The 17314-nt window shown below is 68.5% G+C and carries 18 protein-coding genes and 3 pseudogenes; 13 read left to right on the top strand and 8 right to left on the bottom strand.

The genetic code is table 11. The features are described from left to right. Positions 1-209 (top strand): annotated as a pseudogene (locus tag ABZ904_RS43105) (hypothetical protein); the annotation flags it as partial. Between the two features lie 40 nt (positions 210-249). On the opposite strand, the gene ABZ904_RS43100 reads toward ABZ904_RS43105, so the two are convergent. Both ABZ904_RS43100 and ABZ904_RS43095 read right to left on the bottom strand, forming a co-directional pair. Beyond that, positions 250-819, bottom strand: a complete 570-nt coding sequence (locus ABZ904_RS43100; protein WP_361829593.1) for a GNAT family N-acetyltransferase — start codon at positions 817-819, stop codon at positions 250-252. Between the two features lie 10 nt (positions 820-829). Further along, positions 830-2128, bottom strand: a complete 1299-nt coding sequence (locus ABZ904_RS43095; RefSeq protein WP_361829591.1) for a hypothetical protein — start codon at positions 2126-2128, stop codon at positions 830-832. Positions 2129-2322: 194 nt separating this feature from the next. On the opposite strand from ABZ904_RS43095, the gene ABZ904_RS43090 reads away from it, so the two are divergent. The 3 genes and pseudogenes from ABZ904_RS43090 to ABZ904_RS43080 form a co-directional block, all read left to right on the top strand. Beyond that, positions 2323-2706, top strand: a complete 384-nt coding sequence (locus tag ABZ904_RS43090) for a DUF6415 family natural product biosynthesis protein (protein ID WP_361829589.1) — start codon at positions 2323-2325, stop codon at positions 2704-2706. Positions 2707-2840: 134 nt separating this feature from the next. Further along, on the top strand, positions 2841-3173 hold the full coding sequence (locus ABZ904_RS43085; RefSeq protein ID WP_361829587.1) for an ATP-binding protein: 333 nt from the start codon (positions 2841-2843) through the stop codon (positions 3171-3173). 463 nt (positions 3174-3636) lie between these two features. After that, positions 3637-3887 (top strand): annotated as a pseudogene (locus ABZ904_RS43080) (SDR family oxidoreductase); the annotation flags it as partial. A 217-nt stretch (positions 3888-4104) separates the two neighbouring features. Here ABZ904_RS43080 and ABZ904_RS43075 read toward each other — a convergent pair. After that, on the bottom strand, positions 4105-4656 hold the full coding sequence (locus ABZ904_RS43075) for a TetR/AcrR family transcriptional regulator (protein ID WP_361829585.1): 552 nt from the start codon (positions 4654-4656) through the stop codon (positions 4105-4107). 91 nt (positions 4657-4747) lie between these two features. On the opposite strand from ABZ904_RS43075, the gene ABZ904_RS43070 reads away from it, so the two are divergent. The 4 genes from ABZ904_RS43070 to ABZ904_RS43055 all read left to right on the top strand — a co-directional run bounded on the left by ABZ904_RS43070 (position 4748) and on the right by ABZ904_RS43055 (position 8896). Next, positions 4748-6109, top strand: a complete 1362-nt coding sequence (locus tag ABZ904_RS43070) for an MFS transporter (RefSeq protein ID WP_361829583.1) — start codon at positions 4748-4750, stop codon at positions 6107-6109. A 114-nt stretch (positions 6110-6223) separates the two neighbouring features. Next, the gene (locus tag ABZ904_RS43065) at positions 6224-7132 is read left to right on the top strand and encodes an MBL fold metallo-hydrolase (RefSeq protein WP_361829581.1); all 909 of its coding nucleotides are present in this window, start codon (positions 6224-6226) and stop codon (positions 7130-7132) included. 231 nt (positions 7133-7363) lie between these two features. Further along, positions 7364-7972 carry a TIGR03086 family metal-binding protein gene (locus tag ABZ904_RS43060; protein ID WP_361829579.1) on the top strand — a complete coding sequence of 203 codons (609 nt, stop codon included), beginning with the start codon at positions 7364-7366 and terminating at the stop codon, positions 7970-7972. Positions 7973-8611: 639 nt separating this feature from the next. Beyond that, positions 8612-8896 (top strand): hypothetical protein, encoded by a 285-nt coding sequence (locus tag ABZ904_RS43055; protein ID WP_361829577.1) that lies wholly within the window; start codon positions 8612-8614, stop codon positions 8894-8896. Between the two features lie 568 nt (positions 8897-9464). Here ABZ904_RS43055 and ABZ904_RS43050 read toward each other — a convergent pair. Beyond that, positions 9465-9684 (bottom strand): annotated as a pseudogene (locus ABZ904_RS43050) (ATP-binding protein); the annotation flags it as partial. Positions 9685-9739: 55 nt separating this feature from the next. On the opposite strand from ABZ904_RS43050, the gene ABZ904_RS43045 reads away from it, so the two are divergent. Continuing rightward, complete coding sequence (locus tag ABZ904_RS43045; protein ID WP_361829575.1) at positions 9740-10459, top strand: DinB family protein; 720 nt, start codon at positions 9740-9742, stop codon at positions 10457-10459. Positions 10460-10465: 6 nt separating this feature from the next. Here the strand turns inward: ABZ904_RS43045 and ABZ904_RS43040 are convergent, their stop codons facing one another. Both ABZ904_RS43040 and ABZ904_RS43035 read right to left on the bottom strand, forming a co-directional pair. Continuing rightward, complete coding sequence (locus tag ABZ904_RS43040; RefSeq protein ID WP_361829573.1) at positions 10466-10876, bottom strand: transposase family protein; 411 nt, start codon at positions 10874-10876, stop codon at positions 10466-10468. A 176-nt stretch (positions 10877-11052) separates the two neighbouring features. Continuing rightward, positions 11053-11259 (bottom strand): DUF6233 domain-containing protein, encoded by a 207-nt coding sequence (locus tag ABZ904_RS43035; protein ID WP_361829603.1) that lies wholly within the window; start codon positions 11257-11259, stop codon positions 11053-11055. A gap of 331 nt (positions 11260-11590) precedes the next feature. Between ABZ904_RS43035 and ABZ904_RS43030 the strand changes: the two genes are divergently transcribed. The 4 genes from ABZ904_RS43030 (at position 11591) to ABZ904_RS43015 (ending at position 15832) form a co-directional block, all read left to right on the top strand. Further along, the gene (locus ABZ904_RS43030) at positions 11591-12031 is read left to right on the top strand and encodes a DUF6313 family protein (protein WP_361829601.1); all 441 of its coding nucleotides are present in this window, start codon (positions 11591-11593) and stop codon (positions 12029-12031) included. After that, positions 12028-12318 carry a hypothetical protein gene (locus tag ABZ904_RS43025; RefSeq protein WP_361829571.1) on the top strand — a complete coding sequence of 97 codons (291 nt, stop codon included), beginning with the start codon at positions 12028-12030 and terminating at the stop codon, positions 12316-12318. Before ABZ904_RS43030 ends, ABZ904_RS43025 begins: the two co-directional genes overlap by 4 nt. A 43-nt stretch (positions 12319-12361) precedes the next feature. Then, positions 12362-13003 carry a pentapeptide repeat-containing protein gene (locus ABZ904_RS43020; protein WP_361829599.1) on the top strand — a complete coding sequence of 214 codons (642 nt, stop codon included), beginning with the start codon at positions 12362-12364 and terminating at the stop codon, positions 13001-13003. A 645-nt stretch (positions 13004-13648) separates the two neighbouring features. Continuing rightward, a complete protein-coding gene (locus tag ABZ904_RS43015; protein ID WP_361829569.1) occupies positions 13649-15832 on the top strand; it encodes a SpoIIE family protein phosphatase in 2184 nt (727 codons plus the stop codon). An 11-nt stretch (positions 15833-15843) separates the two neighbouring features. Here ABZ904_RS43015 and ABZ904_RS43010 read toward each other — a convergent pair whose 3' ends face one another. Next, a complete protein-coding gene (locus tag ABZ904_RS43010) occupies positions 15844-16299 on the bottom strand; it encodes a hypothetical protein (RefSeq protein ID WP_361829567.1) in 456 nt (151 codons plus the stop codon). A 371-nt stretch (positions 16300-16670) separates the two neighbouring features. Next, on the bottom strand, positions 16671-17177 hold the full coding sequence (locus ABZ904_RS43005; RefSeq protein ID WP_361829565.1) for a hypothetical protein: 507 nt from the start codon (positions 17175-17177) through the stop codon (positions 16671-16673). Between the last annotated feature and the right edge of the window lie 137 nt (positions 17178-17314).

Raw genomic sequence — 17314 nt, 5'->3', positions numbered from 1 at the left:
TCGTGCTGACCGGTGCGGCCCGAACCAGGCTGGAGAATCGCATGAGCGATCTGCAGGCCATGGTTGCCCACCACCCGCTCGTAGCGGCCCTCGCCGGCGAAGTCCGCCTCGGAGCCGCTGTACTCGAAGACCTCGAGCAACACGGGCCCGCCCAGACCGTGTGGGTTCCCCTGACTGGCGGGAAGCCTCGCCCGTGGACGGAGCTGTGAACCTCCTGCCCGAGCGGGTCCGCCGGGCAGGACGCTGGTGTCAGGAAGCGTTGCTGACATGCAGGAGGAGCAGGTCGAACTCGGGCCCTCCTGGCTCGTTGACGTACGGGCCGGCGTACTCATAGCCCAGCCTCGCGTACAAGTCCTGACCGCGCCGGTTCGAGGGCAGCGCGAGCAGGGAGGACCACTGGGGGGCGATTACTCGCAGCAGCTCAGCGTGCATCTGAGTGCCGATTCCCCGGGACTGCCACGGCGGTCGGACCGCCAGCTCGCACAATCCCATGAGGCGTTCGGTACGGGCGCCTTCGGGGACCTGGCCGACGAGATCCGGTCCGAACCAGTAGTCGGCGGTGCAGGGGAAGCCGTAGGCGAATCCGACGGCGCTGCCGCCCTCGTACGCCATCACCAGGGCGAATCCCTCCCGCTTGAGGTGGCCGGTGATCTGGCGGTGTAGGGCGGGCACGGAGAGCCCGGCCGTGGCCGCGCCGGGGTTGGCGACCAGCTCGGGGTGAGCGTCTGCCCAGATGTCTGCGGCGACGTCCACGAGCGGCGGGACCTGTCCCGGCCCGTAGGTGCGGATCATCACGTCGGTGTGGGTGCTCGGGGCCACGGTCTCCTCCTCAGCTGACGCCGGTTGTCGTGCGGTACTGCTCCAGCCAGTCGGCGACCGCCGGGATGGTGGCGTGCCGCTGGAGCGCGCTCTGCACGTTGTGCAGCTGCTGCAGCAGCCGGTCGGAGCGAACTTCTGGCAGGTAGCGAAGGACGCGCCCGGCGGCTTCGGCCGCTGCTTCCGGCTCGGGACGTTCCCTCACCGCATGTTGAATGGCGACGTCAGCCGTGTACAGGGCCCGATTTCGCTGGAACTGGGTGCCGTGCAGGAGAACGGCCTGCTCGGCGCCGGCGGCGGCGCGCTCGTGCTGGGCGAGGTCGGCACGGGCGAGTGCTTCGAGCCCGGCCAGTTCACCCGGGCTGAAGAACTCCAGCCAGTTCGGGTCCGCCTCGCTGGGGCCTTTGGCGTAGAGGTGGTGAGCGCGGACGATCGCGGCGTCCGTGGCGCTGGTGTCCCCGAGCAGGGCCCATCCGCCGGCCTCGCGCATCGCTATGAGGGACAGCATCCTTGGCGAGCCGTACGTGCGGACCGCGCTCTGGGCGCCCTGGGCGGCGGCGATCGCCTCGCGGGGGCGGCCGCTCGCCTTGGCCAGCAGGGCGAGGCAGCCGAACGCGTGCCCCTCCAGCGCGCGGTCGTCGGCGATCCGGGCGGCGGCCAGGGCCTCGCCATACAGGGAGCGTGCGTCGGCGGGCCTGCCGGAGTCGTATGAAAGCCAGCCGGCGGCGATGCTCAGGTGGCCGGTTGCTGAGCGCAGTTGGCGCTCCGTGCGGTCAGTGAGCCGCCCGTCCTGCATCCAGCCGTACGCCTGGTGCAGAGCCTCGGACGCCTTTTGGCGCAACGCGGCTGACCCGTGATCGTGGTCGTGGGCGTAGATCGTGCTGACGGCCTGGTGGACGGCAGGAACGTTGCGGGTACCGATCCGGCCCGGAGGCTGGTCGTCCGCTCCGGACAGCAGGGGGAACAGGGTCACGGCGGCGCCTGCTCCGTCGGTCAGGAAGGCTCGGCGGTCCACCGGTTCCCCCTCCCGCAAGACGGGTCCGTTCGCCGCGGCCAGGGTGGTGGTCCGGAAGCCCAGTTCGGCCATGGTCCGGCCGGTCATCCTGGTGAGAATGCGACGGTACACGGCGCGGGGCAGCTGGACTTCCCCGTCTTCCCACGCGGCCACCAGACGCGCGGTGCACGCGACCGCCTCGCCCATCTCCTCCCCGGCCGCCACGACACGCCGCGCGAACTCATGGCGGGACATCTGTAACTGGTCTTCGCGCAGCGCGCGCAGCTGGGCGTTAGGGGTCTTGCGGCGGTCGGCCATACCGGCTCCAGGGCGGCATCCAACAGGGTGCGGCAACGGTACCGCCTGTCTGTCTTCTTCCCCTGTCTTGGAGTTCACTCCACAGGGGCGGCTTCGGCCCGACTTACATCGCTCTTGCATCGCGCTGGCGTCGCACTAATCGCCGCTCGGCTGGTTGCGTGGACCGTGACGTGACGAGCGATCAGGAGGCCACCGTGACGACCGCAAGTAGCGGCTTGGCCGTGCCGCATGCGACCGCGATGCCCAGCGGACCGGGGAAACCCGGACCCCTGGAGGTGGTCGACGCGGACACGATCCGGGAGACGTACGAGGCGGCCCTCGGGGCGCCGGCGACCGTGCCGAAAGAAGAGCGCGCACTGCTCGGCGAACTCCTTCATGGGCACGTCCGGCTCCTCTTTACCGAAGTCGCGGCGTACGCGCCCCGCATGCAGGGCGAGCAGCAGCGCACCGCGGTGCACGTCATGACCCGCACCCGCCACCTCTGGAGGCCGGCATCGGCATCTCGCCCATGGACATCTGGAACCTGGCCACGCAGTGCCGGGCCCTCCTTGCTCTCTACCAGCACTCCGGCTCCCTGACCGGGGGCTACACCACTGAGGTCCTCTCATGACCCGCACGACCACAGCACAGCCCCGCAGCACCGGGTACCCCGGCTACACCCAGACAGGGGACCGCGCTCCGCAGACAGCGGAGGAGGGCCGGAAGCTGACGCGTGTGGCGCTGGCTGCCTGGGGTCTGGGTCGACGATGCGGAGACGGCGGCGCTGGTGATGTCCGAACTCGTCGCGAACGCGGTCCGGCACGCGCGCGGCCCCAAGATCCGTATGACCGTAAATCGCCCGGCGGACGATCGGGTGTACGTGGCCGTGGTCGACCGGGAGCCCCGCCGGCTGCCGGAGCTGCGCACGCCCGCCGCGGATGCCCTGCAAGGCCGGGGGCTGCTCCTCGTGGACGCTGTCGCCGCCCGATGGGGCTACGACTTCATGGGCACTGGCGTGCATCCGTGGGGCAAGCGCGTGTGGGCTGAGCTGCGGGTGACTCCGTGAAGTCACGCGCGCTGGTCGCCGAGACCGTGACCCTGGCGGTCATCGCCGGATCGCTCGTCTCCGTGCTACTGATCGCGGTCGCATACCCCCTTCCCCTGACCTCCCTTGGGGGCGTCGTCCAGCGCCATCCCCCGTGTTTTGGGCCTGGACGATGCCGGAGCCCTGGCGGATGCACCCCCGCCCGCGCAGCCGTCAGGGCTCCCGCGTCCAGTCTTACGGAACACACGGGCCCAATCGGTCGGTGGTCTTGGGGTGGCCAGTGGATGCCTGGTCGATCCACACCGTGCGGCGCTCGACGTCGACCAGGTACCAGATGCGCCCGCCGGCGGTGTTCTCCCGCCGGGGAGTTCAGTTCAGCTTGGCATCCCGGGTCATGTGGCCTGCTCCAAATTGACAGGCCCCGCGCCAGTTCGCCGTTTCCTGCCCGACCTCATCGACCGCGTCATGACCGGCCGCTGCCGGCGAGCTGGGTCCAAGGGGCATCCGCGTCGTCGGGCCCGTGCCCGCCCACATCGAAACCGACCGAGTACGCGAACTCGACGCATGCTCCGGGGACCCCGATGTGTCCCGCCAGCGTGCGACCGCCGACACCCCCTGCGGCGCTACGGAACCCCGGACGAATTCGGCCGCAGCGCCGCGTTCCTCCTGTCGCCCGCCGCGTCATACCTGACAGGCGTGGTGCTTCAGATCGACGGTGGCGTGCGCAAAGGCTTCTGGCAGAGGCCACAAGCGCAGAACCCTGGCTGGAGGTACGTCAACGACCACTGTGCTCACGGCCGGCAGTGCGTCAGCCAGAATGCGCCGGACAGTTGAGGAGCCATCATGCCCATCTACACCTGCACTGCGGCCCAGGGATCGCTGACCAGCGAGGTGAAGGCTTCGGTTCGCGAGAGGCAGGTGTCGGGTCGGTTCGTAGGCGCGCGGCAGGGGGTCAGGCGGAGCGGCCGCAGAGGTCGTCGACGTACGTACGCGCATCCACCTCGGGCAGCGTCCAGGGCAGGAAGATGACCCTGTAAATGATGGGGGCCACGACCCGGTCGATGACGTCGTCACCGCTGAAGGTGCTGCCGGGCCGGGCGGCGAAGCCGGCCGCTTCTGCTCGCCGGTCACGCAGGCAGTCCGACTCGCTCTCACCGGCCGCGGCGGCTCCGCCGCGCAGCAGGGCGGCGTTCACGGGGATGCTGTAGTGGCTGATCAATTCCTGCGCCCAGACGGTCAGGTCGGCACGCAGGTCTCCGGTGTCGGGCAGGCCGCGGTCCGGGTCGAGCCGGTACGTGGCCAGGTCGTTGATCATGGTCCGTGCGTCCCCCCACCGCCGGTAGATGCTCGAATGGTTCACTCCCGCACGCTCCGCGACCATCGGGATGGTGACGGCGTCACTGCCCCGCTCGGCGATCAGTTCCTCCACGGCCTTCCTGATGGACATCAGCACCAGGGCGCTGCGGCCGCCGGTGCGCTTCCGCGTGGACGATTCTGCAACCATGCCCCCACTGTAACGCACAGCGTTTTGCATTAAGTCGCCTCTGGGTCTACGGTGAAACTAACGCACAGAGTTTTGCCTTAGGAGGCTCGAGGTGCTCCGCATCGAATCAAGGCACGACCGCGGCCCGGTGCTCGCGACCCCTGCGCTCACTCCGGCCGGTAGGCTGCTCCCCCCTTCACTGGCGTTCGCCGGATCGGCTGGCGTCTTCGCAGCGCTCTATGTGGCAGCAGGCGCGCCCACGCCGCTACTGGTCGTCTTCGAGCAGCAGTGGCACTTTCCCGCCTCTGTACTGACGATCGCCTTCGCCGCGTACGCGCTCGGCTTGCTGGCAGCCCTGCTGGTCACCGGATCACTGTCCGACCACATAGGCCGTCGGCCAGTCTTGATCGGGTCGCTGCTGGTGGAGCTCGGGGCAATGCTCATGTTCGTCTTCGCTCCGAACATCGGCTGGGTCATCGCGGCCCGCACCGTCCAGGGCATCGCCACCGGCGCCGCCACGAGCGCCTTCTCGGCCTCGGTCGTCGAACACGCCCCGGATCGCCACAAAAGGCTGGGTACCGTCATCACCGGCATCGCCCCGGCTGCCGGGCTGGGCCTGGGCGCCCTGCTGACCGGCGCGGCGGTCCAGTTCAGCAACCACGCGACCGTGATCGCGTTCTCGGCGCTCGCGGTGATCATGGCCATCGGCACGACCTTCGTCGCGCTCTCCACGGAGACCGTCTCCCCACGTCCCGGGGCGGCACGCACCCTGATTCCGCGCGTCTCCGTCCCCCGGGCCGCACGCCGTGAGTTCATGGCGAGCGTTCCCGTCCACATGGCCGCCTGGATGCTCGCCGGACTGTTCATGGGACTCGTACCCACCATCATCAGGGATCTGCTGGGCCTGCACAGCGGCCTCCTGAGCGGCGCCACGGCCTTCGTCGAGCCCGCGGCAGCCGCAGTGGCCGGCCTCTTCCTCAGTCGCCTCACGTCACGCCACACCATCTTCGTCGGCGGTGCGGGCGTACTGCTGGGAACCGCAGTGATCGAGGCCGGTGTCGCCGCCGAAACGCTCCCCCTGCTGTGGCTGGGAGGCATCATCGGCGGCGTGGGCTTCGGCGCCTCGTTCTCCGGCGCCGTCCGCACCATCGCCCCGCTCGCGCGACCTCATGAGAGGGCCGGACTCTTCGCAGCCGTCTACCTGGTCGCCTACCTGAGCTTCGGAGTGCCGGTGATCATCGCAGGACTCCTGATCACCCCGGTCGGCCTGCTGGGCACCGTCCTCGGCTACGGCGTCGCCATCCTCGGCGTCGCCACCCTCGGGCTCCTCGCGCAGTACCGCATCCACACCCGCTACCGACCCGAAAAGCCGGGTGGGGGTCGAGGCTCCTCTCTGACATCGCCACCGCTGAACACCTCGGGGCACGCGTCGCGGAGCAGACCGCGGCCTTCATCGCCGGCCACGCCGCTCTGACTGCTTCGGTCGACGCCTGATCGATCGTCGTCCCGGCAAAGTCCTCGATCATCTTCCACTTATTGCCACACCGTTCCACCCGTCCGCCGGACGGGCCGCACAAAGGAGATCACCATGGCTGAGTTCGCGCCTGTACCTGACTTCGCTCTGGGTCCGGACATCCCGGACTCCGGGTATGTCGTCAGCGACCTGGGCGGTGGTGCCTACTTCGTCACCCAGGGGATGATCAACACGATGTTCGTGGTGACCAAGAAGAGTGTCGTCCTCGTGGACGCCTCACCGTTCCTGAGCGACAAGCTGCTGCCGGCGATCGAGGAGGTCACCTCCAAGCCGCTCACACACCTCATCTACAGCCACGCGCACGCCGACCACATCGGGGCAGCCCACCTGCTGAACCGGGACGGCCTGGAGATCATCTCCCACGAGATCACCGGCGAGTTCATCAAGGAGGTCAAGAACGACGACCGGCGCCCCCTGCCCACCGAGACCTTCAGCGGCCGACGCAAGGAGATGGACATCGACGGAGTCAGGTTCGTCCTCGACTACACGGGAGACTGGCACCAGGCCGGCAACCTGTTCATCCACCTGCCGGAGCAGAAGATCATGGCGGCGATGGACAGCTTCGCGCCGAAGAACGCACCGTTCTTCCGCCTCTACTTCTCCGCGCACCTGCCCGCCTACTTCGACGCCATGGACCAGATGCTGGAGTACGACTTCGAGACCGTCGTGACCGGCCATATGGCCCTGCACGGTACTCCCGAGGACGTCGCGACGAACCGCGAGTACATCCGCGACCTGCGCACCGCCGCATCCGAAGCGCTGCGGACGGTCGACCTGAAGGAAGCTGCGGCTGCAGCCAAGGTGCCGGCGAACAACAAGCAGGCGGAACTCAAGGTCTGGATGGACGCGGTCGTCGCCCGCGCGGCGGAGCTGATGCCGTCCTGGGAGAAGCGACTTGGAGGGACCGACATCTTCCTCGCCGACAACCTCAACGCCGTCGCATGGAGCGTCTTCATCGACTGAGGCGCGATGTCCCGAGTGCTGAGGGCGAGGCGCTTGCGGCAGCACAAGGCTGGGGCAGGCCCGAGGAACGCCAGGTTGCCGCGAGCGCACCCCCACAAGCCGCCCGGCGACCCAACGTCCCCCCGCCGCCTGCCCGCACCAACGGGCGATCATCGCCTGGGAATCACCCAGCAGGCCGTCTCACACCAGGACCGTTCGCCCCGGCCTGGGGCGCGAGAAGGAGAACGCCGCATGATGCCACCCCGTGGGGCGCAGCAGCTGGCGCAGAGCATAGATCTGGTCATGGGCGCCGTCAGCGGCGCGCCGGTGGACCAGTACCAGGACCCGACCCCGTGTTCGGAGTTCACGGTGAAGGACCTCGTCAATCACATCGCCATGATGCTCCTGATGACGAGGAACGTGGGCACCCACACGGAAGAGGACCCCAGCCTGCTGACCGCCAACCCGGTACCTTTCCTTGCCGGACAACCGGATTCCGAATGGGCTCACCTGCTGGCCGGCAAGGCAGAGCCGGCAGCCGGTGCCTGGTCCGAGCCGACGGCGTGGAAAGGAGAGGCGAGCCTCGGCGGACCACCCATGGCCGCCACCGCACTCGGCGGGATCCTCATCGCCGAATTCGCCGTCCACGCGTGGGACATCGCCGTGGCCACCGGTCAGTCCATCGACATCCCCGAGTCCCTGGCCAAGGCCACGTTCGACACCTACACCCGTGAGGCACCCCGCATGCGCGGCCTGGGCCTACTCGGCGAAGAGGTTCCGCAGGACGCCCACGCGGGCCTGTTCGATCGCGCACTGGCCCTCAGCGGCAGGGACCCCGGATGGAGCCGGCCCGCGCAGTAGGGCCACGGGTACCGGAGAAACGGCTCACGGAAACGCACTCCGCCCGGCCGCCCGCTGTCGTTCGTCTTCGTCCGGCAGGTGGAACCTGCCTGCCGACGAAAAGGATCGCAGCTCCAGCCGCGGTCCGCGGACTCAGTCTTCCTGATCGGTGGCCTGGCGATCGCCTTAGCCCAGGAACTCGTGTACAACGTGCAGCCCAGTGGTCGCGGCCCCCGACCTCTACGGGGCGATCTTCCTGCCCTGGACAGTGCCCGAGGTAGACGCGCACACCTACGGTGACGAACTCCGCCCGCGCCCATGCCCGAACCCAGGTCCTGCCTCACCATCGCCTGGGCTGATAGGCGTCGGGACCATGCGTCAACTCCGCGCATTCGAAGCGTAATTGGAATACGCCCCGCCACCACGCCCCGGGAACGGAAAAGACCACGCACCAAGGGATGCGCTCGACCTGCCTCACCCACGCGGAGAACCGGGCGCCCACCGGCCACGTTCAATCGCCACGGGCCTCTACGAGCGCGATGCCGGGTTGTTGTTCTTATGGGACGAGCATGGCTTCACAGCAGGTGACACGACGGGTCTGAGGGGGCGCCGTGTCTCGCAAGAAGTCGTTGACGGCTCAGTTGCTGCAGGCCTACCAGGATGCGAAGAAAGCCAAGGCTGCCGAGGAGAAACGGCTGCAGCAGGAAGAGGGCCGCCGGGCCCCGGGCCGCAGAACAAGAGCGGCTGCGCAAGGAGAGGGAAGCGGCCAAGCAGGAGCGCGAGCAAGCACAGCGGTGGGCGGCGGCGCAGCGGGAGAAGAAGCGTCAGGACGCGGAGCGCAAGCGGAAGGTGGAGCAGGTCGAGCGGGATCTGGCCCGCCGACAGGCGGCGCGGGAGAAGGAGGTCGAGCCACCCCTCCCCTCCCCGGATCGAGGGAGCTCATGAGCGGCCGCCACGAAACCCACGGCGCAGACTGCGAAGCGCAGATACTCACCCCGTCCAGCGACCCCGACCGCTACGGGCTCAACGACCTCGCCCCGGCGCGTACGCCCTGATGCTCGGCCCCTACTCCGGAGCCTTCGTCGTCCAGGACACGCCCGACGCCCTGCGCTCCTTCACCCATCGCCTGACCGACCTCGTGGAGCAGCACACGGCGGGCGACGCCACGGAAGACTCGCCCGCCGTGCCTGCGCTGTTCGGAGACCTGTCCCATCACGGCCAGCAGTCCCGCCCACCGAGGGGGGACCTATCCCGTGTCAGGAACCGAGCAGGGGTCCTTCAGCCCCCGTGCAGCGACTCTTCGTCGCATCCACAGGTCAACGGCCCGCACTGTCTGCTGAGCAAGATCGTGTCGACCCTCGACAGACCCTCCCTCTGCTCAGTCAGTACCTGGCCAGACTCATCGACACGGGTGGCTATGACGGTCTCACTTGGCCCCGGCTTGACGGCTTGATTTGCCCCCACTGTCGACCGATTTCTGGTTTCCGTGACGGTCTGATTTGGCCCCACCCTGGGCTTGCTGGGCCTCGCGGCGGGAGCGGGTCTGGACGAGGAGGTAGGAGTGTGTGCCGATCTCGATGATGTTGCCGCCGTAGGTGAGCCGGTCGACGATGGCACGCGCACAAGCGCGGGTCGGTGAAGGTCTTGGTCCATCCATCTGGGGCTGGCACATGTTCCTTTTTGGGGATCGCGACGCTGTTGCGTTCTTCGCGCTCGGTCAGGACCTGGAAGAGGCCAAATCAAGCCGGGGAGACTGGCTTGTCGGTGCTCGGACCTAGTATGCGGAGCATGACGCGGTATATCGACGAGGATCTGCACGGTGCGGAGTTCCGCGAGTGCGATCTGACCGGGGCACGCCTGATCGGCGTCGTCATGCAGGATGCCGTGATCGACGGGCTCATCACCAACCTCGTGGTGAACGGTGTCGAGGTCACCGAGTACGTCGAGGCAGAGCTCGACCGGCGTCATCCGGTGCGGGTGCTGATCCGCTCCGAGGACCCTGCCGATCTGCGCGAGGCATCGCGTCAGCTCCATGCCGGCTGGGCCACCACGATCGAGCGAATCCGCCGTACGCCCGGCATCGAGCGCCGCAGCGTGAACGACGAGTGGTCGGCGGTGCAGACGATGCGCCACCTGGTCTTCGTCCACGACTCGTGGTTCCGCCGCTGCTGCCTGGGCTCGACGGAGCTGTTCACGCCGATGGGCATCGGGACGACCGTCGAGCCCTACCGTGGAGCGCACGGGCTTGACCTCTCGCTCGATCCGGCCCTCGACGAGATCGTGAGCGTGCGTGACGCACAGGCCGCCGAGCTCGAGGCCTGGCTCGACGAGGTCACCGCTGTGCAGCTCGCAGCGCGAGCGCCGGTGCCCGACGACGATGTCTGGCCGCCGTACGCCCGGGGCCGCTTGGTGCGGCAGTGCCTCGGCACGGTGCTCAACGAGACCTTCGAGCACCACGGCTTCTGCGTCCGCGACCTCGACCTGATCGAGGCACAGGACGCTGAGTAGGGCCGGCTACGGACTCAGGGCGGCGGCGCGCTCGCGCCCGGCCAGCCAGCTGCCGAGGGCCGTATCCAGCGCGTCGCCGTCGATGCGCTGCAGGATACGGCGCACGGTGGCCTCGGGCGGGGCGAGGGCGCCGCGGTCCGGTTCCCGGCACGGGCCACCGAGCCGGGCCAGGACGTGCGGCGGGGCGTCAGCGGCCCACTCCGCGATCGCGGCCAGGGACTTCGCTCCGGCCAGGACCGCGCACGCGGCCAGGGACAGAACGAAGACGAGCGGGTGACGCCGGCCCTGGCGCCGGCGGGGATCGGGCACCTGAGCCAGACAGCTCAGCAGGCTGGGGAAGTCATCGGGGGCGGTCGGTGCGGCATCGGTGAGCTGGCCCAGAGGACCCGGGATGAGCGAGGATGAACGGGCAGGCACGGTCTTCCGTCGTGGTGATCAGGGACTCGACACCTCATGATCACCGGGAGCCGTGCCTGCCTCTGTGTCAGCCCCAGACGGCCACCCCTCAGTCCTGACCCGACTCCTGAAAACCCATCAACCCGGACACACCGCCTGAACGACGCGGCCCTGGGTGTGGGGGCTTCGGCGCCGGCCTACGCCAAGAAACCCAATGCGGAGTCCGGACGGCAGCGCGTGCACGCTGGCACCTGCTGCCGCAGCGCATGCAGCGCCTGAGCCTGCGATACCTCGATGCATCTGCTGCTCTTGCGAACCGTCCAGCAGCCTCCCACGTGCACTGCAACAATGGTCGTCTTCTGCAAGCCACGCTCGATCAGCCACTCGGGCGGAGACGGCCGCATCTCCCCCGGCACGCTGGCGGGCTGCTACCCGCTGCTCTTACTGTGTGATCCATGCATCGATCTGTGCAAGCGCCGCCGTGGCTTGCTGTAGAACTACACGGCGCGCGAAGTGCAGCAGCTCGAGCCGGAATGGCGGCTGATCGTTCACATATTCGATTCTAGGGAGAACCACTGATTGAGTGCACCGGGAACCCGGCCCCACGCCGGACGGGCGCTATAGCCCTGGTATCGAATCCTCATTTCGGACGCAACAGGTGACACCAGCGCGCCTCATCAACTTTCTTCAGATACAAGGCGGTTGGCCTCCCGTGCGGACGAACTTGCCTCTACCGTGGACCGGGTGTCTTCAGTACCGGCGCCGTCGCCCGGCGGACCACCACCACCTGGTCGACGGCAACGGCTACGAGCAAGGTGGGCGGACCGTCACGCTCTGCCCCGGTTCAGCTACTGGCTAGTCAGCCGGGGCGTCGCCGTGCTGGTGATGTGCGGGGCACTGTATGTGCTGAACGGTTGCCTGATCGGCTGGGCAAACGCCTATGACGTCATGACCGGGATCACCTCGCCGAGTACAGTCCGCTCCCAGTGGTGCGCTTGGCCCCTCTCCCTCACCGGGTGGGCGGCAATACCAGCCATCATCGGAGCGGCAGCTGGCTACCTCATCACCGAGCAGATCCAGGCCCACCACGCACGCGAGATGAGTGACGTCCTCCATGAGCTGCGCCGCCTGGCCGAACAGCCAGCTTCGCCGCCGCAATCCGGAGAAGGCTCGTGATCTCGCTGCACGAGGTGTTCGAACGGGGCACCGATGCTGTCAAATCGGCTGTCTTGGCTTTCGGTGCCCGCCACCTTCCCGATGCCGTCGGGCTGAACACTGAACCGGACTGGAAGCAGGCGGAGAAGCATTTCACCCAATTGATCGAGGTCATCATGGGTTCAGCAGCGACCCGCCAGCCGGGCGTGGCGGCCACCGTGCGCCGAGCAGAGAATGAAGCCATCGGCCTCCTGCTCGCGTTCAATACGGTGCCCAACTATCGCTGCCCCATCTGCATCAAGTCGTAATGGCTCGCTCTGTGAGCCTTCGGCCTACCCTGGAGACGTGGCGATGGACGGCACCGAACGCGGTCAGCATGCAGCCGCTCTGCGCGGACTGCTCTATCTGGCATGCCCAGACGCGGCCCCCACCGCCATCGCCGGGACCGCTGCAGCCATTGCGCGTCGGGCAGGAACGGTGCCCAAAGGGCCAGTTCCCCAAGCCGCTTCACTAAAGAACCCTTTCCCCGCCGGATTCCGTAACCCGCAGACCCTGTCCAAGGCGGACTTGTCCGACGCGGATCTGAGCGGCGCGATCCTGGGGGGCGCGCTCCTGCGCGGCACGAACTTGACCTGTGCGAACCTGTCCGGCGCCCACCTGTCCGGCGCGAACCTCACCGGTGCGAACCTCACTGGTGCGAACCTCACCGGGACCAACCTGATCGATGCGCACCTGTACAGCTCGATCTTGAATGGCGCGAACTTGGCCGACGCGAACCTGACCCGCGCGGACTTGAGCAGCGCGGACCTGACCGGCGCGGACCTCACGGGTGCTTTGAGCATGCGCCTGCCGCCAGATGCGCTCTGGGATAGGGAGACACGGTGGCCTGCCGAGTTGGCGGCACTTGCCAATGAGTTCTCCGAAGAGGTAGCCCCAGGCGTTTTCCGGGTACGCAGCGACCGTGTACCTGACCGGTTGGGCGCACACGTCTAGCAGACGGGAACACCGCTCACGGTCTGGGCACCACTGCCGAGCCGCTGCCCGGCTGGGACACCGACACTGTGGCCGCGGCCTTCGCTGCCGAGAACTGCACCCTGGACTATCCCACCGCGCAGCCAACCAGAAGGATCTCATCGAGCGGATTGCTGCCCTGTCACCGCTGTCACCGGGGTGATATCCGGCGGCAGACACGGGCCACCGCGACCACCGCGCTCCGCAAGGCCAGCCCAAACCCTCAGGCCGGCCAACCGGCAGTGCGTGGACGCTGCCCAGGTCGGCATCGTGGCTGGCACGCTTGGGCATGACCGGGATGCAACGACGAAGCCCGTAGATTCTGGCGCACCTGGACCGTACAGCCCCGTCGCCGAACGCACAGCACCCCACCCCGACGACGACATAGGCTGTACTGGTACATAAAGCCGCCGCCCTTGAGGGAACGGGCGTCACCGTGACCACCGGTCTTTCGGCGCTTCGGATTGAACCGGACGCTAGCGCCGTCACGAAGTGCCGTCACCTGACGCTTTCACGGAGGCAACTCCGGCCTCGACGTTCACATCCCTAGTCCTGACCTACACCTCAGGGGGTACTCAAACAGAGATTGGTTGTTTGCTGCACGGCAGCCGGTCTGAGGAGGATGTCATGCGCAGCGCCCCGCTGGCCCCTCACCGGGCCGGGACCGAACCCGCCCCGTCCGTGCACACGACTGCGGAACCGCAGCGTCCCGGTCCGTACACCCGTTCCGTCCGACCGAGCCGCAGCTTTACCTTTCTGCTCCTCACCGTGGTCCTGGTCGCGGGCGTGCGGCTGCCCCTGGCTGCCGCGGGCCTGCAGGTCATGGGGATGTCCGACTACTCGACGCTGATCCCGGTGGTGGCCGCCGCGCTGGTGCCGCTGCGGCAGACGCTGATCGTGGGCCTTGCCAACCTGGCCGCCGGGATCGCCGCCTACGGCATCATCTTCGCGCAGAACATGTCCCACGCCAGCCGGATCACGGTCATCACGGCGCTGGTCGCCTCGCTACTGGTCGCCCTGGCCGTCTGCCGCGCCCGTATCGCCGCGGAGGGACGCCTCAAGCACCTGATGGTTTCCCGGGAGCGGCTCGCGCTGCTCAGTGAGGCCAGCAGCCGGGTCGGCAGCACCCTGGACGTGACCCGCACCGCCGAGGAGCTGGCCGAGGTCGCCGTCCGCCGGTTCGCGGACCATGCCGCCGTGGACCTCTTCGGTCCCGTCCTGAAGGGCGAGGAGCCCGCCCCCGGGCCGCATGGGGGCCCGGTCACCTTGCGCCGCGCCGCCCGGCGGTCGGTACCGGCCTCGCTCGCCGCGGCCGCGTCGCCCGGCTGCAACGTCGTCACCTACTGCCGGGGCTCGGTGCCCGCGCTGAGCCTGCTGCGGGGCGTGCCGATGTGCGAAGAGGTCACCGACAGCGCCGATGCGGGAAACTGCTGGCCCGCCGGTCCGGCTGGCGCCGACGCGGATGCGCAGGTGCCCCACTCCGCGCTGGCGGTTCCGCTGCGCGCCCGCGGCGTGACCCTCGGTGCGGTACTGTTCACCCGCTCCCGGCACCGGGACGCCTTCGACACCAACGACGTGCTCCTGGCGCAGGAGATCGCGGCGCGCGCCGCGGTGTGCATGGACAATGCCTGCCGCTACACCCACGAGCGCGCCACGTCGGTGGCGCTGCAGCGCAGTCTGCTGCCCCAGGTGGTCCCGCAGCAGCCGGCCGTCCACGCGGTCGCACGCTACCTGCCCGCGGACTCCCGGATGGGCGTGGGCGGCGACTGGTACGACGTGATCCCGCTCTCGGGGGCCCGGGTCGCCCTAGTCGTGGGCGACGTGGTCGGGCACGGTGTGCACGCCTCGGCGGCGATGGGGCGGCTGCGTGCCGCGGTGCGCACCCTCGCCGACATCGATCTGCCGCCCGACGAGCTACTCACCCATCTCAACGACATCGTCATCCGGCTGCAGACGGAGGCCGCATACACGCCGGCGGGCGGGGGCGAGGGCACGGTGGAAGCGGGTATCGGCGAGTTCGTCGCGACCTGCCTGTACATGGACTACGACCCAATCTCGCGGCAGTGCACCGCCGCGCGCGCCGGTCACCCGCCACCGGTCGTGGTGCACCCCAGGGCGGGCGCCGACTTCCTCGACGTCCCGGCCGGTCCCCCGCTGGGCGTGGGCGGCCTGCCCTTCGAGACGGCCGAGGTGCACCTGCCTGAGGACAGCCTGCTCGCCCTGTACACCGACGGCCTCGTCGAATCCCCCCACCACGGCCTGGACGAGAGGCTCGAGCGTCTGCTCAAGGCCCTGTCCGAGCCGATGCCCTCGCTGCAGGCCACCTGCGACCACGTGCTGGACATGCTGGTCGACAACCGCACCCGCGACGACGTCGCTCTCGTCGTCGCCCGCACCCGGGCCCTGGACGAGGCGCACACCGCCGCCTGGGACCTGCTGGATGACCTCGCCGAGGTCGCCCGTGCCCGGGACCTGGCCTCGTTCCAACTGGCCCAATGGGGGCTGCCGGATGCGGCGTTCAACGCGGAACTCGTGGTCAGCGAATTGGTCACCAACGCCATCCGCTACGGCGGCAGCCCCGTGCAGCTGCGCCTGATCCGGCACAACGCCCTGATCTGCGAGGTGTCCGACGGCGCCAACACCGCACCCCACCTGCGCCGGGCCCGCACCTACGACGAAGGCGGACGCGGACTGTTCATCGTGGCGCAGCTCGCCGAGCGCTGGGGCACGAGGCAGCGGACCGACGGGAAGACCATCTGGGCCGAACTCGCCCTCCCACCCACCCACGTATCCGCACACGCCACCCTGTGAGCCCGGCACGCTCACAGAGGACCGCTCGGTCCGGGCGGGCGCGGAGCGGCTGCCCAGCACGCGGCCAGGCGGTGCGCAATCGGGCGGAGTTGCCCCCTGAGGAAATAGCAGTTGCTGCGCTCACCGGCCGGTACAAGCCCGTCGGGCGAGCACGCAGCGCTCGAGGCTCCCCCGACCCAGGCCGCGCAGCAGACCGTGCGGAGTTCGACGCTGGGATGGCGGGTGTAATGGCGAGTGACAGTGTCGGCGACGTAGTTGGTCCGGGCGTCGATGCGGTGGCGGCGGCCTCGCGGATGTGCGTCGGGTGCGGTGGAGAGCTGGATGAGGGTGCGCAGGACGGTGGCGAGGCTGGCGTCGAAGCTGACCTTCTGAGGTGGGCAGGTGCCTGCCACGGTGAGGGTGTCGGTTGGCGGAGTGGTCTCCGGGTGGGTCTGGCGTCGGTAGAAGTCGGCCGCGTGCTGTTTCACCGCGGACCAGAAGCGTGCCCCGTCTTCGATGCCGGGGACGCGCAGTATGCAGCCCCGTATGGGGGCTGGGCCGGGCCCGGTGAGGGCATCATCAGACTGCCTCCTGACCGTCCGGCCCGGCGGGGTCGGCGTCGGCGGGGCGGGTGGGGCCGTCGTACGCCGTGAGGGCCTGGACGATCTGCTGCACGAGCAGGCCCAGGGAGGGCAGCAGGGCAGCAGGACCGCCGCCGCGGCTGCATGCCCCAGCACGATCACGACCGTGCTCCAGGTGAGGACCGCCGCCAGCACGGCGAGTGGTCGGCTTCGCCGACGGGCTGTGACACCCCGGGTGTTACAGCCCGTCCTTGACCGGACAGCCCGGCCGTCGCAAGTCAGTGGGACTGCGAGGGGGGCCACTGACCGCGGGACAGGTCGTGGTCGAGCAGTCGGTCGCTGACATCGCCCTTGTAAAAGAGGTCCGAGCCGAACTCGTCACCGAAGTGCTCCGCCAGCAAGGACGAGAACAGCAGTGCGGCTGACTGTGGCCGGTGGTTCATGACCAGCTGACTGGTCTCGCCCGCCTCGTTGAAGTACACGACGACGAAGTTGTAAATCTCGATTCCACCCGGACGGTAGGTCTCGCTGCCACGTATAGTGGAGCGGTAGTCTTCCAGGAAGAGCTCGCCGCGCTTGCCGAAGAAGCGAAAGTCCTGGAAAGCGTAGTTGCTTCGAGCGAAGCTCAGCAGTTTCCCTACCTTTTCCTTGCCGATCACTTCACCATTGGCGAAATTGCCCTGGAGGATGACGTCGTCGGCAAGATTGTCGAGCCACTCTGGGTAGTAGTCCAGGTGCGGTGCCTGGTTGTTCAGCCTGCCGGTGGACTCGTTCGGTGTGGTCATGGCAGTCGTCTCCTCGTTCCTAGATTTGATTCGGCGTGCTTCCGGAGCTCGGGACGTCGCTTTTGGAATTCACCAGCGCGGCGCACTTTCGGCCAATTGCAGCTCCCGTTGAAATTCGGTTCGAATCAGGGAGATGA

The organism is Streptomyces sp. NPDC046900, assembly GCF_040644975.1.
Taxonomy (GTDB): Bacteria; Actinomycetota; Actinomycetes; order Streptomycetales; family Streptomycetaceae; genus Streptomyces.
This window is presented reverse-complemented; position numbering and strand designations above follow the sequence as displayed.